The organism is Actinocrispum sp. NPDC049592, from assembly GCF_040675465.1.
Taxonomy (GTDB): domain Bacteria; phylum Actinomycetota; class Actinomycetes; order Mycobacteriales; family Pseudonocardiaceae; genus Kibdelosporangium.
Window position 1 is genome coordinate 93,615 of the sequence record NZ_JBFAPA010000004.1, and the last position, 15,400, is coordinate 109,014.

The 15,400-nt window shown below is 69.2% G+C and carries 11 protein-coding genes and 1 pseudogene; 4 read left to right on the forward strand and 8 right to left on the reverse strand.

Annotated features, from left to right (window positions below):
• Positions 1-23: 23 nt before the first annotated feature.
• From AB0J95_RS12720 to AB0J95_RS12745, 6 genes and pseudogenes are all read right to left on the reverse strand, one after another.
• Positions 24-737 (reverse strand): annotated as a pseudogene (locus AB0J95_RS12720) (ABC transporter ATP-binding protein); the annotation flags it as partial.
• Positions 734-2,575 (reverse strand): dipeptide/oligopeptide/nickel ABC transporter permease/ATP-binding protein, encoded by a 1,842-nt coding sequence (locus AB0J95_RS12725; protein ID WP_364756420.1) that lies wholly within the window; start codon positions 2,573-2,575, stop codon positions 734-736. The gene AB0J95_RS12725 and the pseudogene AB0J95_RS12720, both read right to left, overlap by 4 nt.
• A gap of 3 nt (positions 2,576-2,578) precedes the next feature.
• Positions 2,579-3,556: an ABC transporter permease gene (locus AB0J95_RS12730; protein WP_364756422.1), complete on the reverse strand. Its 978-nt coding sequence runs from the start codon at positions 3,554-3,556 to the stop codon at positions 2,579-2,581.
• Positions 3,553-5,142, reverse strand: coding sequence for an ABC transporter substrate-binding protein (locus tag AB0J95_RS12735; protein ID WP_364756424.1), 1,590 nt, complete (start codon positions 5,140-5,142; stop codon positions 3,553-3,555). The genes AB0J95_RS12730 and AB0J95_RS12735 overlap by 4 nt, the downstream gene beginning before the upstream one ends.
• A gap of 123 nt (positions 5,143-5,265) precedes the next feature.
• Positions 5,266-6,438 (reverse strand): MFS transporter, encoded by a 1,173-nt coding sequence (locus AB0J95_RS12740; RefSeq protein WP_364756427.1) that lies wholly within the window; start codon positions 6,436-6,438, stop codon positions 5,266-5,268.
• 186 nt (positions 6,439-6,624) lie between these two features.
• Positions 6,625-7,092, reverse strand: coding sequence for a hypothetical protein (locus AB0J95_RS12745; protein ID WP_364756429.1), 468 nt, complete (start codon positions 7,090-7,092; stop codon positions 6,625-6,627).
• Between the two features lie 375 nt (positions 7,093-7,467).
• Between AB0J95_RS12745 and AB0J95_RS12750 the strand changes: the two genes are divergently transcribed.
• Positions 7,468-8,463, forward strand: coding sequence for a 1-aminocyclopropane-1-carboxylate deaminase (locus AB0J95_RS12750; protein WP_364756431.1), 996 nt, complete (start codon positions 7,468-7,470; stop codon positions 8,461-8,463).
• Positions 8,464-8,761: 298 nt separating this feature from the next.
• A complete protein-coding gene (locus AB0J95_RS12755; RefSeq protein WP_364757190.1) occupies positions 8,762-9,439 on the forward strand; it encodes an alpha/beta hydrolase in 678 nt (225 codons plus the stop codon).
• 55 nt (positions 9,440-9,494) lie between these two features.
• Here AB0J95_RS12755 and AB0J95_RS12760 read toward each other — a convergent pair whose 3' ends face one another.
• Together AB0J95_RS12760 and AB0J95_RS12765 are read right to left on the reverse strand one after the other, a co-directional pair.
• On the reverse strand, positions 9,495-12,248 hold the full coding sequence (locus AB0J95_RS12760) for an AbfB domain-containing protein (RefSeq protein ID WP_364756434.1): 2,754 nt from the start codon (positions 12,246-12,248) through the stop codon (positions 9,495-9,497).
• Between the two features lie 23 nt (positions 12,249-12,271).
• Complete coding sequence (locus tag AB0J95_RS12765) at positions 12,272-14,041, reverse strand: glycoside hydrolase family 76 protein (RefSeq protein ID WP_364756436.1); 1,770 nt, start codon at positions 14,039-14,041, stop codon at positions 12,272-12,274.
• Between the two features lie 234 nt (positions 14,042-14,275).
• On the opposite strand from AB0J95_RS12765, the gene AB0J95_RS12770 reads away from it, so the two are divergent.
• Together AB0J95_RS12770 and AB0J95_RS12775 are read left to right on the forward strand one after the other, a co-directional pair.
• Positions 14,276-14,572, forward strand: a complete 297-nt coding sequence (locus AB0J95_RS12770) for a hypothetical protein (RefSeq protein ID WP_364756439.1) — start codon at positions 14,276-14,278, stop codon at positions 14,570-14,572.
• Positions 14,573-14,605: 33 nt separating this feature from the next.
• On the forward strand, positions 14,606-15,400 hold the full coding sequence (locus tag AB0J95_RS12775; RefSeq protein WP_364756442.1) for a hypothetical protein: 795 nt from the start codon (positions 14,606-14,608) through the stop codon (positions 15,398-15,400).

The window sequence follows — 15,400 nt, forward strand, 5'->3', positions numbered from 1 at the left end:
TCCAGCTGTCCGGCGGGGTCGGCCGCGGCAGCGAGCAGTTCTCGGGTGTAGGGGTCTTGGGGGTCGGTCAGCACCTGGCCGGCGGGGCCGTGTTCGACGATCCGGCCGCGGTACATGACCGCGATGAAGTCGCTGACATACCGGACGACCGCGAGGTCGTGCGAGATGAACAGCAGCGACAGGCGCATCCGGCGCTGCAGGTCGCGCACCAGGTTGAGCACGGTGCCCTGGATGGACACGTCGAGCGCGGAGGTGATCTCGTCGGCGATGACCACCTCGGGTTCGCCCGCCAGCGCCCGGGCCAGGCCGACGCGTTGGCGTTGCCCGCCGGACAGTTGCGCCGGGTACAGCCGGCCGCAGTCCACCGGCAGGTCGACCAGGTCGAGCACCTCGGCGACCCGGGCCCGGCGGTTGCGCGCCCGGCGGGGGATCGCCTCGGCGACCGACTCGCCGATGCTCATCCTCGGGTCCAAAGCGGACTGTGGGTCCTGGAAGACCATCTGCACATTGTGCGTCCGGGGGTCGATCGGGTGTCCATTGAGGACGATCCGGCCGCTGTCGACCGGAACCAGGCCCACCGCGGCGCGGGCCAATGTGGACTTGCCCGAGCCGGATTCCCCCACGAGGCCAACGATCTTGCCATGCGGAACGGTGAGGCTGACCCCGTCGACGGCGGTCGTGGCGTGCCTGCGGGTACCGAACCGGACGGTGACGTCCTCGAAGGCGAGCTCAGTCATGCCTGTTCACCTACCGGGACCGGGACGTCCGCGTTCCAGCACGCCACCCGGCGGCCGTCGCCATCGCGCAGCGGGGGAGCGGTGTCGATGCAGCGCTTGTCGGCCAAGGGACACCGTGGCGCATAAGCACATCCGGGCGGCGCCTGCGCGGCATCGACCGGACGGCCCGGGATCACGGCGAGCGGTCGGTCGCGGTCGGTCGTCATGTCCGGGACCGCGGCGAGCAATGCGCGCGTGTAGGGGTGACGTGCGGCGGTGTACAGCTCGTCCGCGGGCAGGTCCTCGACGATCCGGCCCGCGTACATCACCAGGACCCGGTCGCAGACCTGCGACACGATCGCGATGTCGTGGCTGATCAACAGCAGCGCGGCTCCGTCGTCCTCGCGGATGCTTGCCAGCAGCCGCAAAACCTGGCGCTGAACGGTGACGTCCAGTGCCGTCGTCGGTTCGTCGGCGATGATCAGCGCGGGCTTGCCCATCAAGCCCATGCCGATCATCGCGCGCTGCCGCATCCCGCCGGAGAACTCGTGCGGGTACTGGCGTGCGCGCCGGTGGGGGTCGGGGATCCGGACCGCACGCAGCCGGTCGACCGCCCGTTGCCACGCTTGCTTACGGGTGCTGCCCTGGTGTTGTTCGGCGACCTCGGCGAGCTGCCGCCCGATGCGCATCGCCGGGTTGAACGAGGTCATCGGGTCCTGGAACACCATCGCCAGCGACGTGCCGAGCAGGTGCCGATGGCGTCGGGCATTGCCGTTGCGCAGGTCGCGGCCCTGGAAGGTCAGCTGCCGGGCCTCGACCCGGCCCGGGTGCTCGATCAGCCGGGCGACGGCCAGCGCGGTCAGCGACTTGCCGGACCCGGACTCGCCGACGATTCCGACCGCCTCGCCTTTGCCCACCGAGAAACTCACGCCACGAACCGGTGTCACGCCAGGGAAACCGACCCGCAGGTCCTCAACGACGAGCACGGCGTCGTCGTTCGTCGCCCCAACGGCAGGAACGGGTTCGGCTCGGCGAACGCGAACCGGCGGGGTGTGCCGCGTGAACCCCTTGGCCAGTGCCTCACCGAACAGGTGGAATGCCAGCCCGGCGATGACGACCGCCGCGCCGGGGCCAAGAGCGGCAGCTGGACGCAGGTAGATCGCTTGCAGCCCTTCGCCGAGCAACCGGCCCCAGTCGTAACTTGGCGGCTGCACACCGAGACCGAGAAAGGACAACCCGGCGAACGCGAGCAACGCACTGCCCGCGGCGATGGCCGCGTTGACCACCAGCGGTTCGGCCACGTTCGGCAGGATGTGCCTGAACAGCAACCGGATCCGCCCGACGCCCGCGACCCGCGCCGCGGCGACATAGTCCAAACCGGACACTTTGGCCACGAGTGTCTGGGTCAGCCGTGCGAACCCCGGTGCCACGGCGAGGCCGATGGCCAGCAACGCGCCGGTCGCGCCGACGCCGAACACCACCGCGAAGAACAACGCCAGCAGCAAACCAGGGAAGGCCACGGCGATGTTCACCACCGCGGTGACGAACCGGCCCGCGCGGCGACCCAGGACCACCGGCGCGGCGCCCAGCAAAAGTCCAATGAGGACACCAAGCCCGGTCGCCAGCAACGCCAGCCAGACCGAGATCCCAGTGGCCACCAGCACTCGCAGGAACACGTCCCGGCCGAGCGCGTCCGTGCCCAGCCAGTGCGCGGCCGACGAACCGTGCATGATCTGCGCCGTGTCGATGGCGTTGGCCCGATCGGTCCAGACCAGCGGCGCGACCACGGCAAGCGCCAGCACGGCCAGCAACAAGGCCGCCGCGGTGGCGCCCAGGGGTGTGCGCAGGATCCGTTTCACGCCTCAGCTCTCCCTGATCGTCGAACGCGGATCCAGCACCGCGAGCAGCACGTCCACCGCCAGGTTGACCACCAGCACGCCCAGGCCGTAGACGAGCACGATGCCCTGCACCACCGGGTAGTCCTTGGCCAGGATCGACTGGACGACCGTGCTGCCCAGACCGGGCCACGCGAACACGTTCTCCGCCAGCACAGTCCCGGCGACCATCGACGACAACAGCAGGCCGCCGATGGTGATCGTCGCGGTGAACGCGTTCGGCAGCGCGTGCCGCACGGTGATCAACCAGTCCGGCAGCCGTTTCGCCCGTGCGGTGCGGACGTGGTCGGCGTCCAGCACGGTGAGCATCTCCACCCGCATGATCCGGGACAGCACAGCGGCCGGGCCGACCGCGAGCGACAGCACCGGCAGGACGTATGAGCCGAAGCCGGCCCGGCCCGCGACCGGCGCCCAGCCCAGCTGCACGCCGAACACGTACACCAGGCCCACTGCCAGCAGGAACTCCGGGATCACCGCCAGGACGGCCGAGGTGGAAGTGAACGCGAGCTCGGCCGGGCGGCGGCGCCCGCCCCGCGTGAGCACCGCCATCCCCGTGCCGAGCGGGACCGCCACCAGACCCGCCAGCACGAACGCGTATCCGGCCAGCTCCAGCGTCGCGGGCAGCCGGTCGCCGATCACCTGCGCCACCGGCAACCCGGACACCATCGAGCTGTGCATGTCCCCGCTGACCAGGTCACGCAGATAGTGCAGGTACTGCAACCACAACGGGTCGTTCAGGCCCAGGGCCGCCCGGCGCGCCTCGACCAGCCGCACCGAAGCCGTCGGCCCGAGGGCCGCGCGGACCGGGTCGCCGGGGATCAGGTGGATCATCAGGAACGCGGCCGTGACCAGTACCCACAACGACACCAGGAGCCGGCCGGCGCGGCGGGCCGCGAACCGTGCCCACGGCCGGTCCCACTGTCGCGTGTGGACGATCGCGGTCATGCGCCGAGCATCCGGATCGTGCTGGGGTCGAGGCTGCCCTGGGAGAGCTCGAATGTGGCGCCCTTGCCGAAGGTCGGCCGGTTGGCGTTGGCGAAGGCCACCACGTCGACGTTCTCGGCGATGGCCTGCTCGGCCTCGGCCCACTTGCCGCAGCCCGCGGTGCCCGCGATCCCGGACGCCTCCTGCACCAGACTGGTGTACTTGCTGTTCTGGATACCGGCGAAGTTGGTGCCGTTCGGCGGGGTCGGCCCGGAGAGGAACGGGACCGCCTCACCGGGAACCGTGACGTTCAACGGGATCAGGCTGACGTCCCACGAGCCCTGCCCGGCGAGGATCACCTGGCTGATGTCGGCCTGTGTCGCGCCTTTCAGCGCCACCTCGACCCCGGCCGGCTGCCAGAACTTCTGCATCAGCTCGGCCGTGGCCTGCATGGTGGTGCCCAGTTCGGTCGTGTAGAACAGGGTGATCGCCAGCCGTTTGCCGTCCTTGACGCGGATGCCGTCCGCTCCTGGCCGCCAGCCCGCCGCGTCGAGCGTGGTCTTCGCGGCCTGGACGTCGAACGCGGGCAGCTTGCCGCTGATCGTGTCCGGGTCGCACGGCGTCATGCCCGGGGCGACCAGGCCTTTGGCGGGCTTGCCGGTTCCGCTGGTCAGCACCTGCGTGAGCTGGTTGAGGTCCAGTGCTTGCGTCAGGCCTTTGCGAACGGCCACGTCGGCGCCCGGCAGGCCCGCCTTCTGGTTGAACCACAGCTCGCCGAGCATCGCCATCACGTCTCGTTGCAGCATCTTCTGCGCCTGCAGGCGTTGCTGGTCCAGGCCGATGATCGAGGCCGCGTTGACCTCGCCGGACATCAGCAGGTTGGTCGCCGTGCTCTCGTTGGCGACGATCCGCAGCGTCACCTTGTCCGGCAGGCCCGCCTGGCCGGGCTTGGCGTCGCCGGGGCCCCAGGCGTAGTCCTTGCGGCGCTCGAAGGTGTAGTGATCACCGGGCACGACCTCGGCCACGGTGAACATGCCGGTGCCGCTCGCGCCCTGCCTGAGCGAGTCGCGGTCCTTCATTCCCTTGTCGCACACGATGTGCAGGCCGCCGACCGCGCGGTCCAGGAACGAGTTCGGCACCGGCGAGGTGACCGTGACCGTCCCGGCGGCCTCATCGGCGGTCGCGGTGGCGCCGGGCGGGACGTAGACGCCGATCCGGCTGGAGGAGTTCTTCGGATCGCCGACGAAGTTGATGTTGGCCGCGACCGTGGCCGCGGTCAGCGGGCTGCCGTCGGAGCACGTGATTCCCTTGCGCAGCCGGTAGGTCACCGTCGTGGTGGTCGACTCCCACTTGTCCGCCAGGCCCGCGACGGTCTTGCCGTCCTTGTCGATGGCCAGCAGCGAGTCGTACAGGAACCGGTCGACCTGCATCGTGACGGACAGCGACGTGAAGTGCGGGTCGAGGTTGCCGGGGTCACCGGGCAGCACCATCGTGAACGTCTTGCCATTGACGAGGTTCTGGCTTCCGGCGGGGTCACCGGTGCCGCCGCAGGCCGAGAGGCTCAGCGCCACCGCACCCGCCGCCGCGATTGTCCGGACCGATCTCATCAGGCCTCCATCGCCGATCCCCCTCGCGAGGAGCCTGCCCGGGCCGGTCCGGGCTGTCTTCGTACGCGCGAACCAGATATCAACCCCGGCCTCGTCGTCCGGCCCGAACAGACCACAGTGGACCTATTTCAGCCGCAGACCCGCGGCGGCCAGCAGCGCGATGACCCACGAGGCCGTCGCCGCCACCGTGAACCCACCATGTGCGCCGAAGGTGTCCACGGCCCACCCGGCCGCCGCCGCGGCACCGGCCGACCCGGCTGCGCTGGCGGAGTTCAGCCAGGCAAAGGCCTGGGTGAGCACCGACCGGTGCACGGCCTTCTCGGCCAGCACCGAGCCGGGAACCAGGATCAGCGGGATCGCCAGCCCGGTCAGCGCGACGCCGGACCCGAGCTGCCACGGCGAATCGGCGACCAACGACGGCAGGCAACCAACCGCCAGCCCGGCCGCAGCCGCCGCCAGCTGCCGCCGCGGAGCCGTGCGCCACCGCCGCAGTCCGTACAGCCACCCCGCCAGCAGACTCGCGCAACTGGATGTCGTGAACAACGCGGCCGCCGTCCCCGCTGCGCCGTGCTCCATCGCGAACGCGGTCACCGAGATCTGCATGGACCCGAAGAACCCGCCCACGGCCAGGTTCACCCCGGCCAGGACCATGAACCCGGGCCGCAGCAGTGATCTGCCCGGGCGCTGTCGCTCCGCGGCACCGGAAGGCGGCGCTGTTCGGCGTTGTGCGGCCAGGCACAGTCCGCCGGACACGACCAGGCCAGCCGCCAGGATCGTGCCCGCCGCCGGATGGCCGCTGGCGCCGAGAAAGCTGACCAGGACCGGGCCGGTCAGGTATGCCAGCTCGTTGGCCAGCGTCTCCAACGCGAATGCGGCGGGCAGCCGCTCCTTCCGCAGCAGCGCCGCCCATCTCGCCGCCGACAACGCGCCGAGCTGCGGGATGGTGCCACCGGCCAACACCCCGCCCACCACCGTCAGCCACTCCGGGACGCCGACCTTGACCAGCGTCAGCAGGGTCGCCACCGCTACGGCGTGGACCAGCACGATCGGCGGCAGCACGCGGGTCTGGCCGAACCGGTCGGCGAGCCGGGCCAGCTGCGGCCCGGCCACCGCCTCAGCGACGGCGAAACCGCCGGTGACGAGCCCGGCCGTGACGTACGAGCCGGTCTGGGCGTGCACCAGCCAGACGATGCTCAGGCTGGTCATCGCGATGCCGACCCGGCCGGCGACCGTGGTCAGGAAGAAGGCGGCGGCTCCGGATGCGCGCAGCAGAGAGCGGTAGGTCGCGGAAGACATGCGTGTCCCGTTCGCTGCCTGGCGGGGCGGGACCAGTCCGGGTCGCCGGTGTCCGGGAACTCACCGACCCGTGGTCATCGCCAGAAACCGTCCATTGGTGGCGTGGAGCGGGGACACGCACTCCACGCCGGCCCATCACCGGCAGAAGTCCGTCGAGGTTGATCTCGCGGCCCCGATGGTAGCCCGTCAGGGACAGGACGACGTGCTCTGGCCCTTGATGTGCGCGATCGCCTCGTCGCCCACCTTGACGTACAGTTCCGACCTGCCGCGCCGGTCGTAGGTCCGCGTGAAGCTGGGCACCCACAGCCGGTTGAAGAACACCTTGTAGCACCAGCCCGCGTCCACCCGGAGGACGTCCCAGTCCTGGTCACGCGGGGTGTGACCGCCGCCGGCGGACAAGAACATGCCCGACTGCGGCACATTGTCGACCGTGCACCCGGGGTAGGTCTCCGTCGAGTCACCCGAGCTGTTCCCGTCCCAGCACCAGTTGCGCATCGCGGTCGCGCCGACCGAGCTGTCGTTGACCGTTGTCGAACAGCCTGCCAGCGAACAGCTCGCGCCCGCGTTGGCGGGAGCGGTGCCGGCCATGAGGCCGCCGATGCTGATCACCGCGAGGGCGGCCGCGCGTAACGCGCGTTGGGTACGCCTTGCCATCACCAGGTCCCTCTCGTCGTTGGAGCGTGGCCTGAGCGGCCACACACCGGGAACTGAACGCGGCACCAGCGACAAGATCAAGATCAACAGTGAACCTGGGACGGTGGGACGCTGAGACGCCTGCCACCTGCGGGAACGGCGGTCGCTGGGACGGCCGGGCCGACGTCTTCCGGGCTGTGACGCGCTGCAGGGCGGGGCGATCGCGCTGACGTGCCGGATGTCCCGTATGGGGCAATATATTGGCTCTGGAGGCTGGTGAGGCCGATTGGGCCGCTTGATCTGCTGATATGGCCGATCTGGCCGCTGGGGCGCTCTGGTCTTGGCGGGGTCCTCGGGGGTACGGTAGCGGTAACTAATATATTGGTTGGAGGCCTGGTGACGCTCGACGACTACTCGCGCTATCCGCTGCTGTTCGGCCCATCCCCGATCCACCGCCTGGACCGGCTCACCGAGCACCTCGGCGGGGCGGCACTGTGGGCCAAGCGCGAGGACTGCAACTCGCCGCTTGCCTTTGGCGGCAACAAGACCCGCAAGCTCGAGTACCTCGTCGCGGACGCGATCGCGACCGGCTGTGACACGCTGGTGTCGATCGGGGGCGTGCAGTCCAACCACACCAGGCAGGTCGCCGCCGCGGCCGCCCGCACCGGGCTGAAATGCGTTGTGGTGCAAGAACACTGGGTGGACTGGACCGACCCCGGCTACGACAAGGTCGGCAACATCCAGCTGAGCCGCCTGATGGGCGCGGACGTGAAGCTCAACCCGGCGGGCTTCAGCATCGGCATCCGCGAGTCCTGGCAGCAGGCGATCGAAGAGGTCCAAGCCGCCGGCGGCACGCCCTACGCGATCCCCGCGGGCGCGTCCGACCACCCGCTCGGCGGGCTGGGTTTCGCCGGCTGGGCCGCTGAGGTCGAGCGTCAGGAGCAGGAGCTGGGTGTCTTCTTCGACACGATCGTGGTCTGTTCGGTGACCGGCAGTACGCAGGCGGGCATGGTCGCGGGGTTCGCGGGCCGGAACCGTCGCGTGATCGGCATCGACGCCTCGGCGAAACCCAAGGAGACCAAGGAAGCGGTGGTGCGCATCGCGCAGAACACCGCGAACCTGATCGGCACCGCCGTGTCGGAGGCCGATGTCGAACTGGACGAGCGCTACCACGCGGGCATCTACGGCATCCCGGACGAGCAGACCCTCGAAGCGATGCGGCTGGCCGCCCGCCTGGAGGCGATGATCACCGACCCGGTCTACGAGGGGAAGTCGATGGCCGGGATGATCGACCTCGTCGCGACCGGCGAGATCGCCAAGACCTCGAACGTCCTGTACGCCCACCTCGGCGGCCAGCCCGCCCTCAACGCGTACAGCGCCCTTATTTTCTAGCGTGGCGCGAAGTCGCCTCGAAGTCGCCGAAGACTCGCGCTCTGACCTGCGAAGGTGTCGTATTTCGGTGGCAGGGGTGCGATCAATCACGTGGATACAACTTGATTGTGCACGATTGAGTTGCCTACTGTCGTTCTGGCCGGAAGGCACCCGACCGAAGGAGACTCAGATGCGTAAGACCCTCGTCCGCACCCTCGCCGTTGGCGCCGCCCTCGTTGCCACCGCCGGACTTTCGCTCACCCCCTCGTCGGCCAGCAGCGCCGCCCCGGAGGAGAGCAAGGGTCCGAAACCGACGGTGCTGCTGGTCCATGGCGCCTTCGCGGACGGCTCCAGCTGGAACGGCGTGATCAGCGACCTGGAACGCCGGGGCTACCCGGTCATCGCGGCGGCGAACCCGCTGCGGGCAGTCGCCGCCGACTCGGCGGCCATCAAGGCGCTGATCGAGAGCGTCAAGGGCCCGGTCGTGCTGGTCGGCCACTCGTACGGCGGCCAGGTGATCAGCAACGCCGCGGTGAACGAGCCGAACGTGAAGGCCCTGGTCTACATCGCCGGGTTCCTGCCCGAGCGGGGCGAGAGCGCGCTGGACCTGTCGACCAAGTTCCCGGGCAGCACCCTCGGCGACACGTTGCAGCAGGTCAAGCTGCCCGACGGCGGCATCGACCTGTACGTGCGGCAGGACCTGTTCCCGAAGCAGTTCGCCGCCGACGTGCCGCTGCCGCAGGCCCGCTTGATGGCGGCGACCCAGCGCCCGGTCACCCAGGCCGCGCTGACCGACCCGTCCGGCGTCCCGGCCTGGCACACGATCAAGAGCTGGTCGCTGATCCCGACCGCGGACAAGAACATCCCGCCGGCCGCGCAGCGGTTCATGGCCGAGCGCGCCCACGCGCACACCGTTGAGATCCCCGGCGCCTCGCACGCCGTGCTGGTCTCGCACCCGAAGGCGGTCGCGAACCTGATCGCCGACGCCGCCCGGTAAGATCGTGAACCGAGTGGTCCGTCCCGCGGGGAAGGCGGGACGGACCACTCGGCTTCTACGGGGTCCAGGCCGCGGCGACGGCCCAGCTGACGTCCTCCGCGTAGGACGCGGGGTTGTCATAGGCGTGCAGGCCGCCGCTGGACGCGACCCACACCTCGGCGTTGTAGTGCCTCATGTTGGTGCCCAGCTCGTTGATCGACTGGAACCGGACGCTGCCCGGCGCCGACCCCGCCTGGGCGCAGAACGTCGCATCCCGGCGGTACAGATCCGAGTTCTCCAGCGGGTTGAGCCGGACCCGGAACGCCGAGTGCCGCAGGTACTGGTTCGGGAAGTTGCGTGCCTCCAGCGAGTAGCAGCTCGAGTCCGCCAGGCCTGGCCGGATGTAGAAGGTCGCGTCGGCCTTCAGCAGGGCCTCGCTGCCGCTGTTCACGACGTCGGTGCGGGCCAGGCTGTCCTGGTGGCGCAGGAACCGGTCGGTGAACCCGGAAGTGGTCACCTGGAACGACCGGGCCGTGTTCACCGGAAGCGTGAACCCGCTGCGCCACCACGGAATCGTCGCCGCCCAAGTGGTGTCCTCGGCGAAGGTGGACGCGGTGTCCCACGGGTTCGGCCCGCCCAACCGGGCCAGGTAGACGACTTCGTTGAAGTGCCGGACGAACGACCCTGGCGTGTCGAAGGATTCCAGCGCGGTGGCGCCGAGACCCGTGCGGGCGCAGAAGGTCGCGTTACCCGCGAACGCCGCCGAGCCGTCGTTCGGGTCCTTGCGGATGGTCGTGCCCGAGTGCCGCAGGTACTCGCCGGGGAAGTTGCGGGACTCGAACGACGAACAGCCCGCGTTCGCCAGACCGGGCCGGGCCCAGAACGTGCTGTCCTGCTTGAGCACATCGGCGCTGCCGCTGTTCACCACGTCGGTGCGGGCGGTGCCGTTCTGGTGCCGCAGATACCGGTCCGTGTAGCCGGGGGTGGTGACCTTCAACGAGATCAGCTCACCGCGGCCGACCTCGGTCCCGGCCGCCTTGGCCAGCACCTCCTGGTTGACCTGGCGCACCCGCGCCTCGGTCATCTTCAGAATGCGCCGGTCGTAGGTGTAGAAGCCGTTGACCTCGTTCTCCACGTCGTACGGTTCGGTGTAGACGGACCCCGACAGGCCGCGGGTCTGCACGAACCGGCCGACCTCCCGGGTGATCTCGACATAGCGGTTGGTCAGCGATGTCTCGTCCGGGAACAGCTCCCCGTAGGCGAAACCGGCACCGGGCTGCCATTCGTGCCCGGTGACCCGCCGCCCGAGGCCGCCGTACTCGCCGAGCACTGCCACCCGCGTAGCGCTCGGAAGCCTTGTGCCGGTGGACATCTGGTAGGCGTGATCGTCGGCGACGTCCCCATTGGACGGTTCCGGGTCCGAGACACAGCAGTTGGAGCCGGAGTTGTGGTCGATCAGCCGGGTGTTGTCGATCGACCGGACCAGGTCGACGATCCGCTGGTTGTCGTACTCGCCCCAGCCCTCGTTGAACGGGACCCACTGCACGATCGACGTGATCCCCTTGAGCTGGTTGACGATCCGGGTCAGCTCGGACTCGTAGTTCACGTGGCTGCGCGCCGGGGTGTCGCCGACCGCGTCCAGCGCGGGCATGTCCTGCCAGACCATCAGACCCAGCCGGTCGGCCCAGTAGAACCAGCGGGCCGGTTCGACCTTGATGTGCTTGCGGACCATGGTGAAGCCCAGGGCTTTCTGCCGTTCCAGGTCGAACCGCAGCGCCTCGTCGGTCGGCGCCGTGTAGATCCCGTCGGGCCAGAAACCCTGGTCGAGGGTGCCGAGCTGGAACACGAACTTGCCGTTGAGCAACGGCCGGAGTACGCCACCGGAGATGCCCTTGGTGATCGACCGCATGCCGAAGTAGCCGGTGACGACGTCACCGCCGTTGGTCATCGTCACGCGCAAGTCGTACAGGAACGGGTCGTCCGGTGACCACAAATGCGGGTTCGGCACCGGGATCCTGATGCTGGCACCGGTGTTCCCGGTCGCGCTGCCGACAACCGTGCCTCCGGCCAGGACTTCGGCGCGTACTTGCTGTCCGGCCGTGCCCTGCACGACGAGGTCGAGTGCGCTCGCCGGGAGGTTCGGGGTGGTGTCGAGACGCGTGATGTTGTTGGCGTTGACCGGTTCCAGCCATACCGTTTGCCAGATACCGGAAGACGCGGTGTACCAGATGCCGCTGGGGTTGCGGCGCTGTTTGCCGATCGGGAACGTGCTGCCGTCGATCGGCGAGGAGGCGCCCACGATGACCTCGTTGGCGCCCGTGCGCAGGGCATTGGTGATGTCGAAGGAGAACGCGTCGTAGCCGCCGGTGTGCGTGCCCACCTGGGTTCCGTTCACCCAGACTCGCGTTTCCCAGGTGACCGCGCCGAAGTTGAGCTTCACCCGGCGCCCGTTCCAAGTGGACGGCACGGTGAACGTGCGGCGGTAGAACATGTTGTCCTCGTGCCGCATGATCCCGGACAGCGCAGACTCGACCGGGTAGGGCACCAGGACGCCTTCGGGCAGCGTGCGGCCGATCGGCGGGGTGTTCAGGTTCGGCGCGCCCTGGAACTCCCAGACACCGTTGAGGTTCTGCCAGTCCGGGCGGACCAGTTGCGGACGCGGGTAGTCGGGCAGGGCGTTGGCCGGGGAGACCTGGCTTGTCCACGGTGTTGACAACGGCGGTGTCTTCGGTGTCCAGGTGGCCGCGACGGCCTCCGGGACGGTGACCAGCGCGGCCGCGAGCAGGGCGCCCGTGACCGCGCCGATCACCTGGCGGCGGGATCTGAACATGCGTTTTCTCCGGGGTTGCAGGGTTATCCGGTGGTGAGCGCGCCGAGGCCGCTGGCCTGGGTGCGCCAGTCGAGCTGGTTCGGTGAGCCGCCGGCCCAGCGCTGGCCGACCCGGTTGAGCGGGTCGCGGTCGGCGGTCCAGACCGAGTCCGCCTGGCGGGTCAGGAACGGCTGGTAGCCCAGTTCGGCGAGGTACCTGACGAAGATTCCCTTGAACTGCTTCTGGTTGTCGTCACAGGAACCGGTGTCGCAGGACTCGGTGAGGATCCCGTTGCGCGCCAGGCCGATTTGCGCCGCGTCGGCCAGTCGCCTCGCGGCGTCGAGATATCGGGTGTCGCCGGTGGCCCGCCAGGTTTCGGTCAGGCCGCCGATCGCCAGGCCCTGGTTGTAGGTCCAGACCGTCTGGCCGTTGTTGCGGCAGTCCTGGGTGAGGCCGTCGTTGACCAGCCCGGCGGAGTTGATGAGGCCGCTGTTGAGGTACCAGTCGGCGGCCGTGCGGGCGCGCTGCAGCCACACGGTGTCACCCGCCGTGCGCTGGTGGACCGACGCGACGAGCCGCAGGTAGAGGCCGCTGGTGATCGCGTTCTTGTAGGTGCGTTCGCGGTTCCACCAGACTCCGCCGCTGCACGTGCTCGGATCCCAGTACTGCTGAACGTAGTTGGCGATGGTGGTCGCCATGCTCAGATAGCGTTGGTCGCGCGTGTAGTCGTAGGCGGCGATCCACGCGAGACCCCACCACGCCGAGTCGTCGATGGCGCGGCTGATGAAGTTGCCCTCGATCGGGTCGGTCGCGCGTTGCCCCGCCGGGAAAACCGCCCGGTTGACATCGAACGTCCGCGCGATAACCCAGTCATACTGCCGATTCCCGGTGCGGGCGGCGTAGTCGATCAGCGTGGTCAGGGTCGCGGCGGAGTTCCACCAACTGCTCGGCCACCACGCCGGGTAGGGATCATAGGAGTACATCAAGGCGTCCGCCGCCGCGTGCGCCCGGCTCTGCACCGGTCTTGCCCACGCCGTGCAGCTGCCTTCGTTGTGACTGGCTTCCCGGCCGCAAGCCCTTACCGCGCCGCCATAATGCCGGCCGCGTGGGTCTCTCGTCGCGAACATCGTTGTCCTGGTTGTGGTCGCGCCCGCCGGGATGGCTGTGCGGCCGAGCGATGAGCCGCCCGGCCAGCTCGCGCCCTGGTCCCAGCTCCGGTCCAGCCAGATCTCGTCGCCTTGGCCGCCCGCTTCGATGCTGCCCCAGGCCATCCCGTTCTGGTCGGTGTGCAGCCGCACGGCGCGCCCGAAGATCGTGGTGCTCGGGACGGGCTCGATCGGGTTGACCGCCTGCGCGGCATCGGTCCGGTCGCACTTCAGGTCGCACACCGCCGGATAGATCCAGTCGGTGCACGCGACCCCACGGGCGTCGCCACACGCACGGATCAGGCCTCTTTTGTGCGCGGCGGGATCCGTGACGTTGTACATCAACGTCCGGGTGCCGGTCCACGTGCCGGGGATGCTTGCCTTACCCAGCAACCCATCCCAGCTCGACCCGCCGTCCCAGCTTCTGTCCAGCCACACGGCGTCCCCGGTCACACCGTTGTCGATACTGCCCCACGCCATCCCGTCCACATCGGACACATGAAGGGTCAGCCGCCGCCCGTTGACCGCCTTGTCGGGCACGGGGAAGATCTCCTGCTTGGCCCGGGACGGATCCAGGGTGTCGCAGGACAGGAAACACACCGTCGTGGCGGCGTGGGCCACCGACGGCGCCATGGTCAGCACCATGGCGATGATCAGCGCCCGGATCACCGCGGGCACCAAGGTCTGCAGTGAACGGCGGCGATAGTGAGAGCGCTCTCACCGGTACGGAACCGCGACAACGTTGTCGACATCTTCGGCCTCCAGGTGCAGGGAGGGATCCTGGTGACCGGCCGATCCTAACGCGCTTACAACGTTGTGCCAACGTTGTAACCACACAAATACTCCAGACGGCCGCTGCGCCGCTGGGCCGTAGACTCTGTGGGCCTTCCCGCCGATCTCGTGATGACCCCGCATCTCCAGACCGAACCGGCCCCGGTGCTCGTGCCGACCGTGGCGGGACCGGACAAGCGCCGGTTGGTCGCGCCGGACGAGCGGCTGTACCGGCTGGGTCGTTGGGGCGGTCACGAGGGCACGCCGTGGATGGGCGCTGTCGCGGGAGATGGTCGTGTCCTGGCCACCAGCGAGAATCCGGCGACCGCCGAGGACATCCATCCGGATCTTCGTGAGCACTACCGAGGGCTGCGCGCGGACGACCCCACCTCCCTGTGGCGGAGCACTGTCACGGACCCTGGTTGTTGACCCACCCATCCTGCGAACAGAGTGGAATTCGCGATGACGGAGTTGTCCGCACTGGACGCGGTTGTGCGCAACGCTGCTCGTGTCCGGCTCGCGGAGGTCCGCACGCCCGCCGAATGCTCGGTGGATCTGGCCCAGCCTGGTGAACGTGACCGGCTGCGGGCGGCCATGGTGGTGGAGTCGTTGCCCGGTGCTGCGTGTGCGTGCGCGGGGGATGTGCGGTTCGAGTTCGTTGATTCGGAGGGGGCGAGTCTCGCGGACGCGGTGCTGCATCACGGGGTGGCGCTTCGCTGGGATGGCTGGCAGGGGCTCGCGGTTCTCCAGGATGGCGGGCTGTTGTTGCGGTGGCTGGACGAGCACAGCCTGCGCGGTCCCTTGCGGCAGGCTGAGGAAGCCGCAACCCAACGCCAGAAAGCAGCTGCGGAGGAGGCGGCTTGGCTCGCGGCAGCACCACCGGCTCTGCGGGAACTCGTCGAATCGATGCTGAGGTCCGAGCTGGGTGTCGATCTTTCGGCGGAGTTCGTGGCCGAGGCACGCGAGCTGCTTTGGCGGGCGGTTCCCGATCCGGTCGACCGGGTGTTGTCGCTGCTGGTGTGGTGCGGGTCGGGGAGCGGCCGGTTGTCGGGGTATCCGTCGCATGAGAAGCTGCCGGATCTGCTCCTGCGGGACGTCCCCATCGCGGAGATCATCGCTGGGCTTCAGGCACCGCACGCCGACGGGCGTCACACCAAAGGCGCTGTCCGGCATCTGCGTGGCTGGAGGACCCGGCGCAAGCAGAAGCGGGACCTGGCGGCGCTTCCCGAGGAGCTCAAAGCCCGGCTGCTGATCTGA